The 16,475-nt window shown below is 41.2% G+C and carries 14 protein-coding genes; 8 read left to right on the forward strand and 6 right to left on the reverse strand.

Annotated elements, in window-relative coordinates; genetic code table 11:
* The first annotated feature begins 18 nt into the window (after positions 1 to 18).
* Together MKI79_RS09875 and MKI79_RS09880 are read left to right on the forward strand one after the other, a co-directional pair.
* Complete coding sequence (locus MKI79_RS09875; RefSeq protein WP_241572826.1) at positions 19 to 624, forward strand: DNA-3-methyladenine glycosylase I; 606 nt, start codon at positions 19 to 21, stop codon at positions 622 to 624.
* A 28-nt stretch (positions 625 to 652) separates the two neighbouring features.
* Positions 653 to 1,252 carry a uracil-DNA glycosylase family protein gene (locus MKI79_RS09880; RefSeq protein WP_241572828.1) on the forward strand — a complete coding sequence of 200 codons (600 nt, stop codon included), beginning with the start codon at positions 653 to 655 and terminating at the stop codon, positions 1,250 to 1,252.
* A gap of 18 nt (positions 1,253 to 1,270) precedes the next feature.
* Here the strand turns inward: MKI79_RS09880 and MKI79_RS09885 are convergent, their stop codons facing one another.
* Positions 1,271 to 1,582, reverse strand: a complete 312-nt coding sequence (locus tag MKI79_RS09885; protein ID WP_241572829.1) for an ArsR/SmtB family transcription factor — start codon at positions 1,580 to 1,582, stop codon at positions 1,271 to 1,273.
* A gap of 460 nt (positions 1,583 to 2,042) precedes the next feature.
* On the opposite strand from MKI79_RS09885, the gene MKI79_RS09890 reads away from it, so the two are divergent.
* Complete coding sequence (locus MKI79_RS09890) at positions 2,043 to 2,861, forward strand: alpha/beta fold hydrolase (protein WP_241572831.1); 819 nt, start codon at positions 2,043 to 2,045, stop codon at positions 2,859 to 2,861.
* Between the two features lie 93 nt (positions 2,862 to 2,954).
* On the opposite strand, the gene dapD is transcribed toward MKI79_RS09890, so the two are convergent.
* Positions 2,955 to 3,776 (reverse strand): 2,3,4,5-tetrahydropyridine-2,6-dicarboxylate N-succinyltransferase, encoded by an 822-nt coding sequence (dapD, locus tag MKI79_RS09895; RefSeq protein ID WP_241572832.1) that lies wholly within the window; start codon positions 3,774 to 3,776, stop codon positions 2,955 to 2,957.
* A 257-nt stretch (positions 3,777 to 4,033) separates the two neighbouring features.
* Here dapD and carO point away from each other — a divergent pair, with 257 nt between their 5' ends.
* Positions 4,034 to 4,750: an ornithine uptake porin CarO gene (carO, locus tag MKI79_RS09900; protein WP_241572833.1), complete on the forward strand. Its 717-nt coding sequence runs from the start codon at positions 4,034 to 4,036 to the stop codon at positions 4,748 to 4,750.
* A gap of 170 nt (positions 4,751 to 4,920) precedes the next feature.
* Here the strand turns inward: carO and MKI79_RS09905 are convergent, their stop codons facing one another.
* Entirely contained in the window at positions 4,921 to 6,591 is a 1,671-nt protein-coding gene (locus MKI79_RS09905) for an FMN-binding glutamate synthase family protein (RefSeq protein ID WP_241572836.1), read from the reverse strand.
* Positions 6,592 to 6,811: 220 nt separating this feature from the next.
* Between MKI79_RS09905 and pheA the strand changes: the two genes are divergently transcribed.
* Positions 6,812 to 7,948 carry a prephenate dehydratase gene (pheA, locus tag MKI79_RS09910; protein WP_241572839.1) on the forward strand — a complete coding sequence of 379 codons (1,137 nt, stop codon included), beginning with the start codon at positions 6,812 to 6,814 and terminating at the stop codon, positions 7,946 to 7,948.
* Positions 7,949 to 7,974: 26 nt separating this feature from the next.
* Positions 7,975 to 10,245, forward strand: a complete 2,271-nt coding sequence (locus MKI79_RS09915) for a bifunctional prephenate dehydrogenase/3-phosphoshikimate 1-carboxyvinyltransferase (protein ID WP_241572893.1) — start codon at positions 7,975 to 7,977, stop codon at positions 10,243 to 10,245.
* 81 nt (positions 10,246 to 10,326) lie between these two features.
* Here MKI79_RS09915 and MKI79_RS09920 read toward each other — a convergent pair whose 3' ends face one another.
* Positions 10,327 to 10,707, reverse strand: coding sequence for a carboxymuconolactone decarboxylase family protein (locus MKI79_RS09920; protein ID WP_241572847.1), 381 nt, complete (start codon positions 10,705 to 10,707; stop codon positions 10,327 to 10,329).
* A gap of 295 nt (positions 10,708 to 11,002) precedes the next feature.
* Here MKI79_RS09920 and MKI79_RS09925 point away from each other — a divergent pair, with 295 nt between their 5' ends.
* Complete coding sequence (locus MKI79_RS09925; RefSeq protein ID WP_241572849.1) at positions 11,003 to 11,206, forward strand: KTSC domain-containing protein; 204 nt, start codon at positions 11,003 to 11,005, stop codon at positions 11,204 to 11,206.
* A gap of 150 nt (positions 11,207 to 11,356) precedes the next feature.
* Here MKI79_RS09925 and coq7 read toward each other — a convergent pair whose 3' ends face one another.
* Entirely contained in the window at positions 11,357 to 11,992 is a 636-nt protein-coding gene (gene coq7, locus MKI79_RS09930; protein WP_241572852.1) for a 2-polyprenyl-3-methyl-6-methoxy-1,4-benzoquinone monooxygenase, read from the reverse strand.
* Positions 11,992 to 13,302, reverse strand: a complete 1,311-nt coding sequence (locus MKI79_RS09935) for an MFS transporter (protein ID WP_241572855.1) — start codon at positions 13,300 to 13,302, stop codon at positions 11,992 to 11,994. The genes coq7 and MKI79_RS09935 overlap by 1 nt, the downstream gene beginning before the upstream one ends.
* A 309-nt stretch (positions 13,303 to 13,611) precedes the next feature.
* On the opposite strand from MKI79_RS09935, the gene MKI79_RS09940 reads away from it, so the two are divergent.
* Complete coding sequence (locus tag MKI79_RS09940; RefSeq protein ID WP_241572858.1) at positions 13,612 to 16,428, forward strand: autotransporter assembly complex protein TamA; 2,817 nt, start codon at positions 13,612 to 13,614, stop codon at positions 16,426 to 16,428.
* The last annotated feature ends 47 nt before the right edge of the window (positions 16,429 to 16,475 follow it).

The following is a 16,475-nucleotide window of genomic DNA, read 5'->3' on the forward strand; positions in this document are numbered from 1 at the left end:
GAATCATAGGAATAGCCCATGACGGAATTGTATTTTGCCGAAGACGGCATTCCACGTTGTAGGTGGTGTAGCCAAGTACCTGAATTTTTGGCATATCACGATGAGGAGTGGGGCTTTCCTGTGGCGGATGATCGTCGGCTATTTGAAAAAGTCTGCTTAGAAAGTTTTCAGTCGGGACTCAGTTGGCGCACCATCTTGCTGAAACGTGAAAACTTCCGTCAGGCGTTTTGTAATTTTGATTATCAGCAAGTGGCAAAGTTTACCGAGCAAGATGTAGAAAGGTTGCTACAAAATGCAGGCATCATTCGACATCGAGGCAAGATCGAAGCGACGATTAATAATGCTAAGCAGGTGCAAGCGATCATTGATGAATTTGGCTCATTGGCGAGTTATTTTTGGCAATATGAAGTACGACCTGATAGCGCAATGTCATCGCAAACACAAAGTACCAGTATTGAATCCATTGCTCTATCTAAAGATTTGAAGAAACGTGGTTGGAAGTTTGTCGGTGCAACGACCATGTATGCGCTGATGCAAGCAATGGGCTTGGTTAATGATCATGTTGAGGAGTGTCATAGCCGTGAGAAAGTCGCAGAAGCTCGCCGTGTTTTTGCGAAGCCATAAGATTGTAAAACGATAAGATCATCCAAACATGACTGACCATATTGAAACGCATCCGCTCGAACCTTTTCTACCAAGCAATGCTAGGCTACTGATGTTGGGCAGTTTTCCACCACCGAAAACTCGTTGGAAAATGGATTTTTATTATCCAAATTTTCAAAATGATATGTGGCGAATTGCTGGTGCGGTCTTTTTTGACGATAAAGACTATTTCATCGATCTTGAAAATAAAGCTTTCAAAGAACAACTGCTGAAAGACTTTTTGAATGAAAAAGGCATTGCGATTTTCGATACAGCGTATCAAGTGATCAGGCAGAAAAATAATGCTTCGGATAAATTTTTAGAAATCGTGCAAGTGACGGATTTAGGCGAGTTATTAAGTCAAATTCCACAATGTAACAATATCCTGACGACAGGGGAGAAAGCGACTGTAACTTTGTTGACACAATTTTCAACGCAGACTCAAGCCCCTAAAATTGGACAAATGCGCATTGGGGAGATCAGCGTAGGAAATGCGATTAGAAATATGGCGCTGTACCGATTACCCTCGACATCGAGGGCATATCCATTACCATTTACACAGAAAGTAGAGCATTATCGCCAGTTTTTTCAGCATATCGGAATGCTTTAAAAACCGAAATCAGAGCAGTTAAGCAGGTTCTTCACAGTACAAATCATAAAATGTTTGCATCAATACTAATACTTTTGGGTCAGCGATCTGATAGAAAATCTGCTTTCCATCACGACGAGTACTCACCATTTCAGATTTGCGCAATACGGTAAGCTGTTGCGAAAGCGTAGGTTGGTGGATTTCAGTCAATTTTTCAATGGTTTGTACGTTAATTTCACCATCGATCAAGTGGCGTAAAATCTTTAAGCGATCGGGGTTTGATAACACCTTTAAATGATTGGTTACCACTTCTATGTCTTGGTCGGTTACATCAAAAACGATATCAGGCATCAAAGTTTCAAATTCCTCTTTTAAATGTGAATGAATTATAAGTAGGCTCAAAATTCATATAGATAAAGCGACATTTTGGGCAGTTAGGAGTGATGCATGAGAAAGCCTCATGGAATTTAAATTCATCTAAAAAGCCGAGATCACAAACAAATAATAGTTGCGATCTGCATAATATGCTTACACTAATATTAAAGCCCGAAGTTACCTGAAAATAAGCAGTAGATTGGTTTTGCTTGGTGTGCTTCTTGTTAATGAATTGTTTCAAAAGATGTTAAAGGTTAATGCAAAGTAATCAAAAAAAATCATAATTGTGAAAGTTGTCAAATTTCTATTCATAAAATAGAAATTGCAAATGATTGTTCTTAATAAGAAAAGATTTTCAACTCTATGTTCTTAAGATAGACTTAGATTCAACTTGTAATTTTAACTTTAAGTTTAAAAGCAAAAATAAGGATATAACATGTCTCCACTGACGCAGACTACGACTAAGCAAAAATTAGCCACAAACAAAACCCCAATTATTTTGATTCCAGGGACATGGTGTACCGCAAAGATTTGGGGTGATTTTGTCCCTGCATTAGAAGCATTGGGTTTGCAGGTGTTGACTCCAAATTTACGTTATCACGGTTTGCCTTATGATGAGGTAGCGAAGAAAGTTGGTAATGTGAGTCTGACGGATTTTGTCGATGATTTAAGCGCATTGCTTTTGTCTCTAGATACTCCGCCAATTATTTTAGGGCATTCTTTGGGTGGCCTCTTGGCACAACTACTTGCAGCAAGACATCCTGATAAGCATAAAGGTGTGATTCTGCTCGGTACAGCGCCGATGGCGGGAATTTTTGCTTTCTATCCAGAAACTACCGCAGTGTTTTATAAACATTATATGAAATGGAAATTTTGGGAAAAAACGCTGTATGCAGAAAAATCAAAGTTTGAAAAATATGTGATGAACAATCAAACCCAAGAAGATGTAGATGCGACTTTTGCACAGCTTGTCCCAGAGTCAGGGCGTGTCTATTATGAAATGGGTTTTTGGTACTTAGATAGTAAAAAAGCATCGACAGTCGATACAGATCAAATTCAAACGCCTGTACTCGTCATCACAGGTACCGACGATAAAATCGTGAATGCTAATGTTTCTCGTGCAACTGCAAAGCGATATGCAAATTCAACATTGTGTGTATTTGAAGGTTCAGATCATATGTATGCGATGGGCGAGTTTATGCCGATCACTGTCAATGCGATTAAATCATGGATCGCTGAAAATCATTTGCTGTAAATTGCAAAACTATATTTTGGTAAAGACTAAGCATAAAAATAGCCAGTATCAAACTGGCTATTTTGTCGTTAATCTTGCTAGATTATGCTGAATTTATTCAGCACGTAATAAATCATTCAAACTGGTTTTTGCACGTGTTTGCGCATCTACCTTCTTCACGATGATTGCAGCATATAAGCTATAAGTTCCGCATTTTGACGGCAAGCTACCAGAAACAACAACTGATCCAGCAGGTACACGACCATAGTGGATTTCGCCAGTTTCACGGTCATAAATACGAGTAGATTGACCGATATAAACCCCCATTGAAATCACTGAACCTTCTTCAACAATTACACCTTCAACGATTTCAGAACGCGCACCAATAAAGCAATTGTCTTCAATAATCGTTGGATTAGCTTGTAGTGGCTCAAGTACACCACCGATACCTACACCACCTGATAAATGTACATTTTTACCAATTTGCGCACATGAGCCTACAGTTGCCCAAGTATCAACCATAGTGCCTTCATCAACATAAGCACCAATATTGACATAAGAAGGCATCAATACGACATTCTTAGCTTGGAATGAGCCTTTACGAGCGACAGCAGGTGGGACTACACGTACACCTGCTTGTTGAAATTGTGCTTCTGTCCAACCTTTAAACTTGGTATCCACTTTGTCATAGAATTGCAGATCACAAGATTCGATTGGCTTGTTATCGTTTAGTTTGAAAGAAAGCAATACCGCTTTTTTTAACCATTGATTAACAACCCACTCACCATTTTTCTTTTCTGCAACACGCAGGGTACCATTATCCAATCCTGCAAGTGCCTCATTTACTGCATTGCGAATGTCTTCAGGGCAGTTCGTACTTGAGTAATTTGCACGGTCTTCAAAAGCTTGTTCAATGATTGTAGCGAGTTGCGACATTATAATTTTCCTAAACTAAAGTGAAAAATAAAGGCTAAAAAATGATGAGCCATAGTGTACACTAAGCAATAAATTAGGCATAGCTTAAATATTTTGTTCAAATTTATTACAATAAAAACATAACATTAAAATAAATGTGTCAAAAGATTACAAAGAGAAACAGAAATTCGCTATTATTTGCACAGGGCATTTGTGAAAATGTACCTAATTTCAAACACCCTTTGTTAATTTGGTTTGAGTTTTTTGAGGAGTTAATTATGAAAGTTTTTAAAATTTTAGCTTTGACAGCTTTAGCTAGTACAGCAACTTTTGCGGTTGCTGATGAAAAAGTTGTGACTGAAGACGGCGTAGCGACTTTCTCTACATTTAAGCCTGCGGCTGTACGTGCTGAAGTTGGTACAACAGGTTACGGTGGTGCGATCTCTTGGAATCCTAACCCATACGTTGGTGTGACTTTAGGTTACAATGGTGGTGAAATCTCTTGGACTGACGATGTGAAGATCGACGGAAATACTTATGATTTAGATATGGACAATAATTTGACATATTTGAATGCTGAGATTCGTCCGTGGGCTAATTGGTTTTACGTAGCAGCTGGTGTCGGTTATCTTGATAATGAGTACGAAGTGAGTCGTACGATTAAGTCAGGTAACGGTTTCTCTGTTAATGATAATGATTATATTGCAGTATCTGACGTTGAGATCGCTGGTAATCTTGATTATGACAATAAGATTGCACCATATTTAGGTCTTGGTTTCTCACCTTCGATTACAAATCGTTGGGGGGTATTTGGTGAAGTAGGTGCTTACTATTCTGGTAATCCAAATGTTAACTTGACTTCAACTGGTACTGCTACCACAGTAAGTGGTAATGGATTGGCTAATGATGTACAGTCAGAAGAGAATGAAATTGCCAATGATGACCAATTTGAATGGTTCCCAGTGGCTAAACTTGGTGTAACTTACCGTTTCTAATTGAGATTGCTATTTGATATTGTGCTACGCTGTAGCATGATCAAAATATAAAACGAGCTTCGGCTCGTTTTTTTGTGCTACTAAAACATACGATACTTTTTTGTGCTGTCGATTTCGATTTTAAAACTACAGTACAATTCCACACGAAAAATATCAAAATAAATGACACATTAAAAGCGTTCGGCAGTTGCCATATTCCAGATACGATAATAAAAGTTTTCTTCATCATCCAAATTGGCTTGTAGCAAAGAGTTCCGCTTTAAAAAGAAGTAAATCTGCGCAAAGTTCTTGATTTCGTTGTGATTGACTCGTTGTACAAGATGATGCGCTTCAATATCACGAGGATGCTCTAAGCCAACAGCCGCGATCATCTCTGCAAGAGCGTGTAAAGTGTTGTGATGAAAGTTAGCGACACGTGTCGATTTCAGATCGACATTAAGTGCAGATTGGCGTTGTTGGTTTTGCGTGGCGATCCCAACAGGACATTGGTTGGTATGACAGCTTTGTGCCTGTATACAACCGATCGCAAACATAAAGCCACGAGCGCAGTTGACCCAATCTGCACCGATCGCAAAGGTGCTCGCAATATCAAATGCACTGATAATCTTGCCACTTGCACCAATTTTAATACGATCACGAATGCCTGCACCGACCAATGTATTGTGTACAAACAGTAAGCCTTCACGCAGTGGTGTGCCAATATGGTCACTAAACTCAATCGGTGCTGCACCTGTCCCACCTTCGCTACCATCCACTACGATAAAATCAGGAAATATTTGTTTTTCTAACATCGCTTTGACGATGCCCATAAACTGCCACGGTTGACCAATACAGAGTTTGATACCGACAGGTTTTCCGTTGCATAAAGTGCGAAGTTGTTGAATAAAATCCATCAGCTCAAGTGGCGTATGAAAGGCAGAATGCGCAGGCGGTGAAACACAGTCCCGATCACGAGGTACGCCGCGGATTTGTGAAATTTCTTCACTGATTTTATGCTTGGGTAAAATCCCGCCGTGCCCCGGTTTTGCACCCTGAGAGAGTTTAATTTCAATCATTTTCACTTGTGGAAGTTTGGCTTGATGCTTGAATTTTTCAGGATCAAATTTGCCATCTGAAGTTCGACAGCCAAAATAGCCACTGGCAATTTGCCAAACCAAATCACCACCATTTTCCAAATGATACGGGCTAATACTTCCTTCACCTGTATCATGATAAAAATTGCCCAATTTTGCGCCAGCATTGAGTGCTCGAATGGCATTGGCACTCAGGCTACCAAAGCTCATCGCTGAAATATTCATGATCGAAGCGGAATAGGGCTGTGCGCATTGGGAATTACCGATGGTGATGCGAAAAGTATTGTGGTCGCTGGGCATTTTCGGGCTAAGAGAATGTGCCATAAAGCGGTAATCATCTTCATAGGCATCAATGATTGAGCCAAACGGTTTATCGGCATTTTGATTTTTTGCCCGTTGATAGACGAGATTGCGCTGCATTCTGGAAAATGGCAACGCATCACGGTCGCCTTCAATAAAATACTGACGAATCTCAGGGCGAAAATATTCAAAAATAAAGCGAAAATGCCCCATGATCGGATAGTTGCGCAAAATACTGTGATTGCGTTGAAGTACATCATATAAGCCCAATAGGCTAAGTAATGTGGCGATCACGAACAAGCTATTGAGTACACTATCGGCAAAAAAATAATTCAGATAATGGCGTTTACCTAGCAAAATGACATAGCCAAGAAAAAGGCTACTGGCAATGCAGAAATACCATAGCAAATAGCGTGAAATATAGGTGTTGAGCAGCTTATTGCGAACTTGCTGTGCTGGGTTTTGCATTTTAATTCAATTCCTTGCAGTGCTTGCTATTCTTAACACTGTGCGTGATTGGCAATAAAATCTCAAGCATTGAATTGTTTAAAGCTCGCTTACAAAGTGGTATATTTTTTATGTCGATATATAATCTGAAATTTTAGCCCGAATTAGTCTGTCTTGAATGCTGTCAGGCTGACAATGATCAGGTATACTTGAGCAAAATTGGTAAAGGCAAAATGGCAACATGCAACACGACCCACAATATAAAGATCAGCAAAATAAAGATCAGCAAAATAGTCAAAGTTTAAACTTACAAGATATTCGCCAACAGATTGATTCTGTCGATGAGCAAATACATTATCTGATCAATCAACGTGCCAAACTTGCTGAAACCGTTGCTAAAGCCAAATTTTCTCAAGATGAAAATCCAGTGTTTTACCGCCCAGAGCGTGAAGCGCAGGTGCTTCGTAATGTCATGGCACGCAATCAAGGTCCATTGTCGAATGAAACTATTGCACGCCTGTTCCGTGAGATTATGTCGGCATGTCTTGCATTGGAAGCACCACAGTCGATCGCTTTTTTAGGGCCTGAAGGGACGTACACCCAAGCGGCGGCGATTAAACATTTTGGGCAAGATGCGATTACTCGTCCGATCACCACCATTGAAGAAGTATTCCGTGAAGTCGAGTCAGGCTCAGCGCATTATGGAGTGGTGCCTGTAGAGAATTCCTCTGAAGGTATCGTCAATCATACGCTTGATTGTTTTAAATCCTCAAAACTGCATGTCATTGGTGAAGTTGAATTGCCAATTCATCACCAATTTTTAATTTCGCACAATACCCGCAAAGACAGCATCAAACAGATTTATGCACATCAACAAGCCTTGGCACAATGCCGTAAATGGCTCGATGTAAATTATCCAGGTGTTGAGCGCATTGCACTGAACTCGAATGCTGAAGCGGCTCGCCGTATTCGCAATGAATGGCATTCTGCTGCGATTGCAGGTGATGTGGCGGCGCAGATTTATGATTTGGAAATTTTGCATGCCAATATCGAAGATAATCCTGACAATACCACGCGTTTCTTAGTCATCGGTCGTGAAAAATCGTCACGTAGCGGTCACGACAAAACTTCGTTGTTGATTGCTGCGCATGATAAAGCAGGGGCGTTGATCGAGATTCTTGCGCCGATTGCTAAGCATAATCTGACCATGACCAGTATTGAAACTCGCCCATCATTGCCTGAGAAATGGACCTATGTGTTCTTTATTGATCTCAAAGGGCATATCGAAGATGACGGTGTGCGTGAAGCAATTGAAGAAATTCGCCCACATGTCAAAGAGCTTCGTGTACTTGGTTCATATCCGCTGGCAGTGTTGTAATGACTGACTCTGTTTTTACTTCGAATATGAGTGCCAATAACACGCCATTATTTGAAAAAGTTGCTTTTATCGGACTGGGTTTAATTGGTTCAAGCCTTGCTCGTGTGATTAAAGCACATCATTTGGCAGGTGAAGTCGTTGCTTCTACTCGCTCTGAAAAGACCTTAGCCGATGCCAAACAACTTGGTTTAATTGATCAAGGATTTAGCTCGGCAAGTGAAGCAGTGCAAGATGCGGATTTGATCGTGCTGGCTTTACCTGTACAAGCCACTGAAAAGGCATTACAACAGATCAAACCATACTTACGTGCTGATGCTATCATTACCGATGTCGGTAGCACCAAAGGTAATGTGGTACAAGCCGCAAAAAATGTCTTTGGGGAAAACTTACCCAAAGGTTTTGTGCCGGGTCATCCGATCGCAGGCAGTGAACACAGTGGTGTGCATGCAGGGAAAATTGATTTATTTGCTAAGCACAAAGTGATACTGACGCCACTTGAATCAAGTGATCCGATTGCTGTACAAAAGCTGATTCAACTGTGGCAAAGCGCTCAAGCTGAAGTGATTTGTATGGATGTGGCACAGCACGATGAGGTGCTTGCGCATACCAGTCATTTACCACATTTGATGGCGTTTAATTTGGTCGAACAACTTGCCAATCGACAAGATAATTTAGATATTTTTCGCTATGCGGCGGGTGGCTTTCGAGATTTCTCTCGAATTGCAGCCAGTGATCCGCAGATGTGGCACGACATTTTTCTTGCAAATAAAAAAGCGATTTTGAGTGCGGTTACAGGCTTTGAAGATCAATTACAACGCTTTAAACAAGTCATTCAATCCGAAGATTCCAATGCGCTCATGGGCATGCTTGGACATGCTAAAGCCGCTCGCCAACATTTTAACCATATGCTCGCCAATACACCTTTGATGGAGAACAACGCTGTGACGCAACAATTTACCATTTCACCGGGAAGCCAACAATTTTCAGGGCATTTTTCAGTGCCGGGTGATAAGTCTGTGTCGCATCGCTCGATCATGTTCGGTGCAATTGCAGAAGGCACAACCCATGTAACAGGCTTTTTGGAAGGTGAGGATGCGTTGGCGACCTTGCAAGCCTTCCGTGATATGGGGGTTTCGATCGAAGGACCGAAAAATGGTGAAGTGACGATTCATGGTGTCGGCATGCACGGTCTGAAAAAACCTGCAAGTGCGCTGTATATGGGCAACTCAGGCACCAGTTTGCGGTTGCTTTCTGGCATGCTCTCTGCGCAAGCCTTTGATACTGTGATGACGGGTGATGCGTCGCTTTCAAAGCGTCCGATGGAGCGTATCGCAAAACCACTTCGTGTGATGGGTGCAAAAATCCAAACCACAGGTGAAAAAGGCACACCGCCAGTCAGCATCACAGGCGCACAAGGCTTAAAAGGCATTCATTATGATTTGCCTATGGCTTCGGCACAGGTCAAATCAGGCATTTTATTGGCAGGGCTGTGGGCAGAGGGCGCAACATCGGTCACTGAACCTGAACCGACACGTGATCACACCGAGCGTATGCTTCGTGCATTTGGTTACGACGTAAAAACCCAAAAGCAAGATCATGGTAACCAAATTACGCTTCAGGGTGGCGGAAAGCTCGTGGGGACAAATATCCAAGTGCCTTCGGATATTTCCAGTGCGGCGTTCTTTATGGTTGGTGCGGCGATTAGCCAAAATGCCGATCTGACTTTACAAGCTGTTGGGATTAACCCAACGCGTACAGGTGTGATTGAAATCCTCAAGCAAATGGGTGCAGATATCAGTGTACTCAATGAGCGCATCGCAGGTGGTGAGCCGATTGCAGATATTCATATCCGTGGTGGCAAAACTTTAAAAGGCATTCATATGCCTGAAGATCAAGTACCACTGGCGATTGATGAGTTTCCTGCGTTATTCATTGCTGCTGCATGCGCAGAAGGTGAAACGATCTTGACTGGAGCTGCGGAGCTTCGTGTCAAAGAGTCTGATCGTATCCAAGTGATGGCAGACGGATTAATCGCACTGGGTATCCAATGTCAGCCAACTGATGATGGCATCATCATTCAAGGTAAAGGCAAAACAGGCGAGTGGTCACCAATCTTCACAGGTGGTCAGATCGAGTCGCATCATGATCATCGCATTGCCATGAGCTTTAGTATTGCAGGTTTGCGCTGTGCCGAGCCGATCACCATTCATGGGACTGAAACGGTAGCAACCAGTTTTCCAACCTTTACTGAGCTTGCGAAAAAAGCAGGCATGTTGATTCAGCAGTCTGATGTTTAATGCCTTAAAAATCGAGTAAAAAAGAAAACCGCAGTTCATGTGAATTGCGGTTTTTTTATGTCATGAATTTTTTGTTGAAATCTATTTCTGATATTCCGCTAACACTTCCAAAGCAGCACGGAATGCTTCTTGCGTTGTCGGTGCGCCACAATACGGCAAGCTATGTAATAGCACTTCTTGGATTTCTTCCACCGTTGCACCATTATTGAGTGCACCACGGATATGCCCTTTGAGCTCTGTCGGCGCTTTTTGTGCAACTAAAAAGGCGATAGTGATGAGCGAGGGATATTTACGTGGCAATACGCCTTCACGTTGCCAAGTCGATCCCCATGCATGCTCATTAATCCAGTCTTGCAGTGGTTCGGTGAAAGGCACAGTGTTGTCTTGAGCACGTTTAACGAAGTGTTCGCCCATCACTTCTTTGCGTACTTTTAAGCCGTTTTCATAATCTTGTTTTGACATATTTTCATCTAATTTTTGACAGTGCAACTATTATACGCCCAAATCGTTAATTGCCCTAAAACTATGGGAATTATTCACTGAAATCCCTTGTGATATAAAAATAATCAATAAATTTTGCAGAAATACTCACTGCATTCATGGCATAAAACATGCTATTTAATGATTGAATCAATTTAGAAATTATTTGAAATAAAGGAGGAGCGTTGCTGAGATCAACTCATCAATACGTCGATTCTTCATGATGATTTATTTCACAAGGAAAGAATCATCGACATTTCATTTTAGTGAGGTGCTTATGTCAGAACTACAGGTGATTTTGATGAAATATGACTTTTGGTCAAGAAGTCTGAAGCTGATTTATAATGATGGCTCTGGCGCAATTTATACCAGTGTGCCTGAAATCATTCATCGCAATATGCAACGCTGTGAAAATAAGACCGCTTTTGTGCAGAAATATTTAGAATATGATCTGCAATTTCAGAAGATTTCACTACTTTAAAATCGCTTTAAATTCACTTTAATTGAAGTGTTTGAAATGAAAAGTTGAGCGAAAAAATTGCCTGAATATTTCAGGCAATTGCAATGTCAGAATACAATTTATCAAGGCAACTGATTAAGTCAATTTAATCATACAGCTTAAAGAAACAGCTTAAATATAGTAGCTCGTCTTCGTCATAGTCTTGGAAATTACAGTCATTAAAATTTGTACAGGCTTTGGTAAATCGACACCGCCTGCTTCAAGAGCGGTATCTCGATGATGCAATTCATCTGTATTCATTTGTTCCAAGATCGCCTTAGATCGTTGATCTTGCTCAGGCAGTTGCGATAGGTGAGAGAGGAGATGTTCACTCACTTGACGCTCAGTTTCAGCTACAAAGCCCAAGCTATATTTATCCCCTGCAATACCTGCAACTGCACCCATTGCAAAAGATAAACTATACCAAACAGGATTAAGTAAGCTTGGGATACTATTTAGTTCTTTTAAGCGATCTTCACACCAAGCGAGATGGTCTTCTTCTTCTTGCGCAGCGAGTTGCATTTCGATGCGTACACTGGGCAATTTTGCAGTTAAGGCTTGCCCATGATAGAGCGCTTGCGCACAGACTTCACCACTATGATTAACACGCATCAATCCTGCAACATGACGTGACTCGTTGATACTCAGTTCTGCTGTGCGCTCCTGTGCAGGATTTTCACGATTGGCATTGGTGACACCTGGGACAAGGCTTCTTAATGCTTGATCGAAAGAATTAATCATTTGATCGAATGGGCTAAATTGGCGCATTAAGATTCTCCGATGCGAAGTTTACGACGTAGTGACGTGAGTAAAAGACAGGTGATGATTGCACTAATCACTGCTGTAATGCCAAACAATTGCACTAGGCTTAGGTTCAAACTGCTTAAAATGATAATACAGAAAATCGCTGCCACCACCATAAAGATTGCATTAAAAATATTATTGGCTGCCACCACTCGGGCACGATGACTTTCAGGGGCTTTGGCTTGCATCATAGCGTACAGTGGTACGATATAAAAACCACCACTCACACCCAGTAAGATCACGGCAAAGCAGACATGATAAAAGCTGATGCCTTGTGCAAAGACTTGAGCGATATTGAAAAGATCACCTTGAAAGCTAGGTAACTGCGCCAATGCCCAAGCCAAATATATGGCAAATAGTGTTAAGCCGATTGCACCAAAAGGCACCATCTTAATATTCACATGTTCACCACTCAGCTTTTTACACAGGGCAGAGCCGATAACGATCCCGATAGAAAAAAAAGTCAAAATTAGGCTCGACACATTTTCATTACCATGCAGATATTGTGCGGTCATTTGCGGGATTTGTGTAATCACCGTTGCGCCATAAAACCAGTACCATGAGTTGCCAAGTAACACTAAAAAGATTAGTGGTAAGCCGTAACTGAATTTCACGATCTGCCAGCTAGTGACAAATACGTTCCAATTGACCTTGAGATTTGGATCTGCAATTTTTTGTTTCAAAATCATTCGGCTAGATAAATAACCTAATATGGCAACACTAATCAGGGTTAAGCAAATCCACCACATATTCCCTAAAGAAAAAGAAATAACAATGCCACCAACGACCATCCCAAGTAAAATCGCTAGAGAAGTCCCTGATTGGAAAATGGCATTACCAGTCATGAGTTCAGTTTCTTCAAGGATATCAGGCAAGATCGCATATTTAATTGGACCAAAAATCGCCGACTGTGCGCCCATCATAAACAGTGCAAAAAGTAACAACCAAATATTGCCAATAAAGAAACCAACAGTTGCAATACACATCACTGCGATTTCGCCAATTTTTAACCATCGAATAAGATTTGAGCGTTCATAGCGGTCAGCAATCTGTCCAGCAGTTGCAGAAAAGATAAAAAAAGGCAAAATAAATAATAAGGCTGCTACATTATTGAGGGTGCTGACGCTGATGTCACCTTTTGGAATCCAACCATAGGTGAAGACCATCAGTAACGCATATTTAAAAATATTGTCATTGAATGCGCCAAAAAACTGTGTGGCGAACATTGGTGCAAAGCGACGAGTGCCAAGTAGGAATGGTGTCGATGAGGACATGCGATGACTCACTAATCTTCTTTATTTCACGATAAAATACGAGTATTTAGCGTTAATAGGCTAAGTTTTGTATTTAAGTGTAATAGAGATTGTATTTTTGGGGTATAGCTACTTTACAATTTTACAATAACTTAAGACAATCTAAAAATCTTGAGGAAGTGCTAAGTGGCTATTGGTATTTCAATCATTTATTGCGTTATTAGTAAAAACTTTAGTTAAAACTATAGACCGACATAATCAAGCTTTTATCCTTGATTAATTCATGCAAATCCAATGCTCTGTTTGAGCGTATATGTGTTTGAGTGCAGTATGCTAGATTTAAACAAAAAATTATTCTCTTTTAATGTTTTGAATCAGTCAGTTTTACAGATTATGACAAGGCATGCGGCGCCGTCTGCATTATTGTTTGGTCTGAGCTGTGCTTTTGTACAACTGAGCTATGCTGAGAATGAGTTGGTTATTTCCAACCCTAATGCAGAAGCTGTGGATGAAGCGATTGCGAAAGAAGAACAAGAGCAACAAGAACAAATCAATGAAGCGCTTGAAGATCAGCAAGCGGTTGAGAGGGAGCAAACTAGCTTAGATCAAGCCGTGAATGAATTTCAGGCGGATAAAGTCTATCAATTGCAAGACAGCGATATTCCTGCGCCCGATCAGGCAATGCTGAATGAAATCAATCAAATCGCTGCACAAGCGCAGCAGGATGCTGAGCAACAAGAGCGCTCTGTACCAAGTCTTTCACAGATTCAGGTAAACCAAGAAAGCACGACGGCAAGTGAATTTCAAACGACAACAAGTCAAATGGAAACGGTGAACGTTGATCAACTTGTAACTACACTACAGCAACAGCAAGTCACTGTGCCTGATTTTCAAGAGAATTCTGCTGATCCAAGCCAAGCACAGGCAACGAATATTGAACCAAAAAAGGAAAGAGGCTTTTTCGCAAGACTGTTTAATCGTGATGAAGATGACAGTATTTTGGAAAAATTACCAAAAATTAAGGTTGAAGTTCGTAGTGCAGAAGGAAAGCTTGATGAAAAACTTGAGAAGAATATAGACGCGAAACTGTCTACTTTTACCCAAGAAGCGTTCGAAGAGTTTAATGTTGCATTACCTCAAATCAAAGAAATGGCTAATGTCGCTGCGCAAGCGGTTGGCTATTATGAAGCAGAGTTCAAATTTAGTAAGCCAGATGAAGAGACTCTGATCGTAGATGTCGTGCAAAATGAGCCAGTCTTAGTTGCAGAACAACCAGTTATTGAGTTCACCGGTGATGGTGCAGAAGAGGCTGCATTCCAAGTTGTGAGTGTTGTACCTGATTTAAATGAAGGCGATATTCTCAATCATGGCGATTATGAAAATATGCGGGCACGTATTGATAACGCATCAGATAGTCGTGGTTATTTTGATGGTTTCTGGCGTATGCGTGATGTCAAAGTGACTTTGCCTGAAAACACTGCTGATATTTTGATGAAATATGAAACAGGTGAACGCTACAAACTCAATGCAGTCGAGTTTCGCATGAGTGATCCTAATGAGGAATTTCCACTACGTAAAGAGATCTTGCAACAGCTAGTTCCGTTCAAAGAGGGTGATGACTATACAGAATGGCGTAGTAATTTATTGTCAAGCAACCTCATCAATAGTCGTTATTTTAATTATACGCTTGTCAATGTCGCAAAGCCTGATCCAATCACTAAAGCTTTAGAACTACCACCTGATTTGGCAGCACTGCATGAAGCACAGCAATCCCAAGCGCCTACACCACCAATCACTGACGGCGTTGAAGTAAAAAGTCAAAATGTCGTTGATGAAGGTGAGTTTATCGGTACAGCAGGCAATGAAGCGCAAAACAGCGAAACACAAAATAGCGATGTACAAAGCGGTGAATCAGTAAGCAGTAAATCAATAAACAGCGAATCAATAAACAGCAAGTCAGCAGGTAATGAAAACCAAGCTGAGCAAGACGAAGCTGATGGCAATGAAAACGATAGCAAAAAGCAAGCTTTGGCAAAAAGTCAGTCAGAAGCGGATAAGCGCGCTGAAGAAACCGAAAAGTTAAAAGCGCAAGCACGTGAAACAAAGCAAGTCCCAGTGATCGTGACCTTAAATGCAGATAATCCAAATAGTCTTGAAACAGGTATCGGTTATGGCACCGATACAGGCGTGCGTCTGCGTTCTCAATACCGTCGTGCAATCGTCAATGATCGTGGACACAGCTTGGATGTTAATTTACAACTTTCTGAAAACTATCAATCCATTGATGGGCGTTACAACATTCCGTATAAACATCCATTAAATGACTATTTTAGTGTTGTTGGCGGTTATGAGCGTGAGATCAAAGATAAAATTGGTCAAGGTGTCGAGTTAAATATCGAATCGGCTGTCATTGGTGCTGAGAGAACCATTAAAAAACCAATGGGGCAGTGGCAACACAATATGTCTGTGCGTTATCGCTTAGATAGTATCGAGGCAACAGGCAATGTTGATCCTGCAGACATGCCAGATGCCTTTCGAGTAGTAAGTACTGACCCTGAGCAGGAGTCACTGTTGTTTGGATATGAGATCAGTCGTACTGAACAGAATAACTATGTCAATCCAACCAAAGGTTTTCGTCAGTTTTATCGAGCAGAAGTTGGCTCAGAAAGCTTATTGACTGAAACGGATATGGCTATCCTGAACGCAGGTTGGCGTTTTATTTATTCTTTAGGTGAAAATGCCGATCATCAATTCGTTGGACGAGGTGATCTAGGCTATATCGTGACTGGCGATTTTGATCGTGTGCCGTACAACTTGCGTTATTTTGCAGGTGGTGATCAAAGTGTACGTGGCTATGATTACGAAAGTTTGGCGCCTGAAGAAAATGGATTGCTGTTAGGTGGTCAGACACTTGCGGTCGGCTCGCTGGAATATAATTATCAATTTCGTGAAGGTTGGCGTGCCGCAGTATTTGCCGATGCAGGTAATGCCTATGATGAAAACTTTAGCAATGAAACAAAATATGGCGTTGGTCTTGGTATACGCTGGGCATCTCCAGTAGGACCGATTCGTGTCGATGTGGCGGCAGGTGTGAGTGAAGATAGCGTACCAATCCGCTTACACTTCTTCATTGGTCCACCTTTATAAATCACAACATATTGAACGAAGACAATTTTTAGGAAAAAGAAAAGCGT

Origin of the sequence: Acinetobacter sedimenti, assembly GCF_022601685.1 — a bacterium.
Taxonomy (GTDB): Bacteria; Pseudomonadota; Gammaproteobacteria; order Pseudomonadales; family Moraxellaceae; genus Acinetobacter; species Acinetobacter sedimenti.

What these genes read in the sequence shown, in the direction of transcription:
- MKI79_RS09875 (WP_241572826.1), top strand. Translation starts at nt 19, where the DNA reads ATGACGGAATTGTATTTTGCCGAAGACGGCATTCCACGTTGTAGGTGG.
- MKI79_RS09880 (WP_241572828.1), top strand. Translation starts at nt 653, where the DNA reads ATGACTGACCATATTGAAACGCATCCGCTCGAACCTTTTCTACCAAGC.
- MKI79_RS09885 (WP_241572829.1), bottom strand. Translation starts at nt 1,582, where the DNA reads ATGCCTGATATCGTTTTTGATGTAACCGACCAAGACATAGAAGTGGTA.
- MKI79_RS09890 (WP_241572831.1), top strand. Translation starts at nt 2,043, where the DNA reads ATGTCTCCACTGACGCAGACTACGACTAAGCAAAAATTAGCCACAAAC.
- dapD (WP_241572832.1), bottom strand. Translation starts at nt 3,776, where the DNA reads ATGTCGCAACTCGCTACAATCATTGAACAAGCTTTTGAAGACCGTGCA.
- carO (WP_241572833.1), top strand. Translation starts at nt 4,034, where the DNA reads ATGAAAGTTTTTAAAATTTTAGCTTTGACAGCTTTAGCTAGTACAGCA.
- MKI79_RS09905 (WP_241572836.1), bottom strand. Translation starts at nt 6,591, where the DNA reads ATGCAAAACCCAGCACAGCAAGTTCGCAATAAGCTGCTCAACACCTAT.
- pheA (WP_241572839.1), top strand. Translation starts at nt 6,812, where the DNA reads ATGCAACACGACCCACAATATAAAGATCAGCAAAATAAAGATCAGCAA.
- MKI79_RS09915 (WP_241572893.1), top strand. Translation starts at nt 7,975, where the DNA reads ATGAGTGCCAATAACACGCCATTATTTGAAAAAGTTGCTTTTATCGGA.
- MKI79_RS09920 (WP_241572847.1), bottom strand. Translation starts at nt 10,707, where the DNA reads ATGTCAAAACAAGATTATGAAAACGGCTTAAAAGTACGCAAAGAAGTG.
- MKI79_RS09925 (WP_241572849.1), top strand. Translation starts at nt 11,003, where the DNA reads ATGTCAGAACTACAGGTGATTTTGATGAAATATGACTTTTGGTCAAGA.
- coq7 (WP_241572852.1), bottom strand. Translation starts at nt 11,992, where the DNA reads ATGCGCCAATTTAGCCCATTCGATCAAATGATTAATTCTTTCGATCAA.
- MKI79_RS09935 (WP_241572855.1), bottom strand. Translation starts at nt 13,302, where the DNA reads ATGTCCTCATCGACACCATTCCTACTTGGCACTCGTCGCTTTGCACCA.
- MKI79_RS09940 (WP_241572858.1), top strand. Translation starts at nt 13,612, where the DNA reads ATGCTAGATTTAAACAAAAAATTATTCTCTTTTAATGTTTTGAATCAG.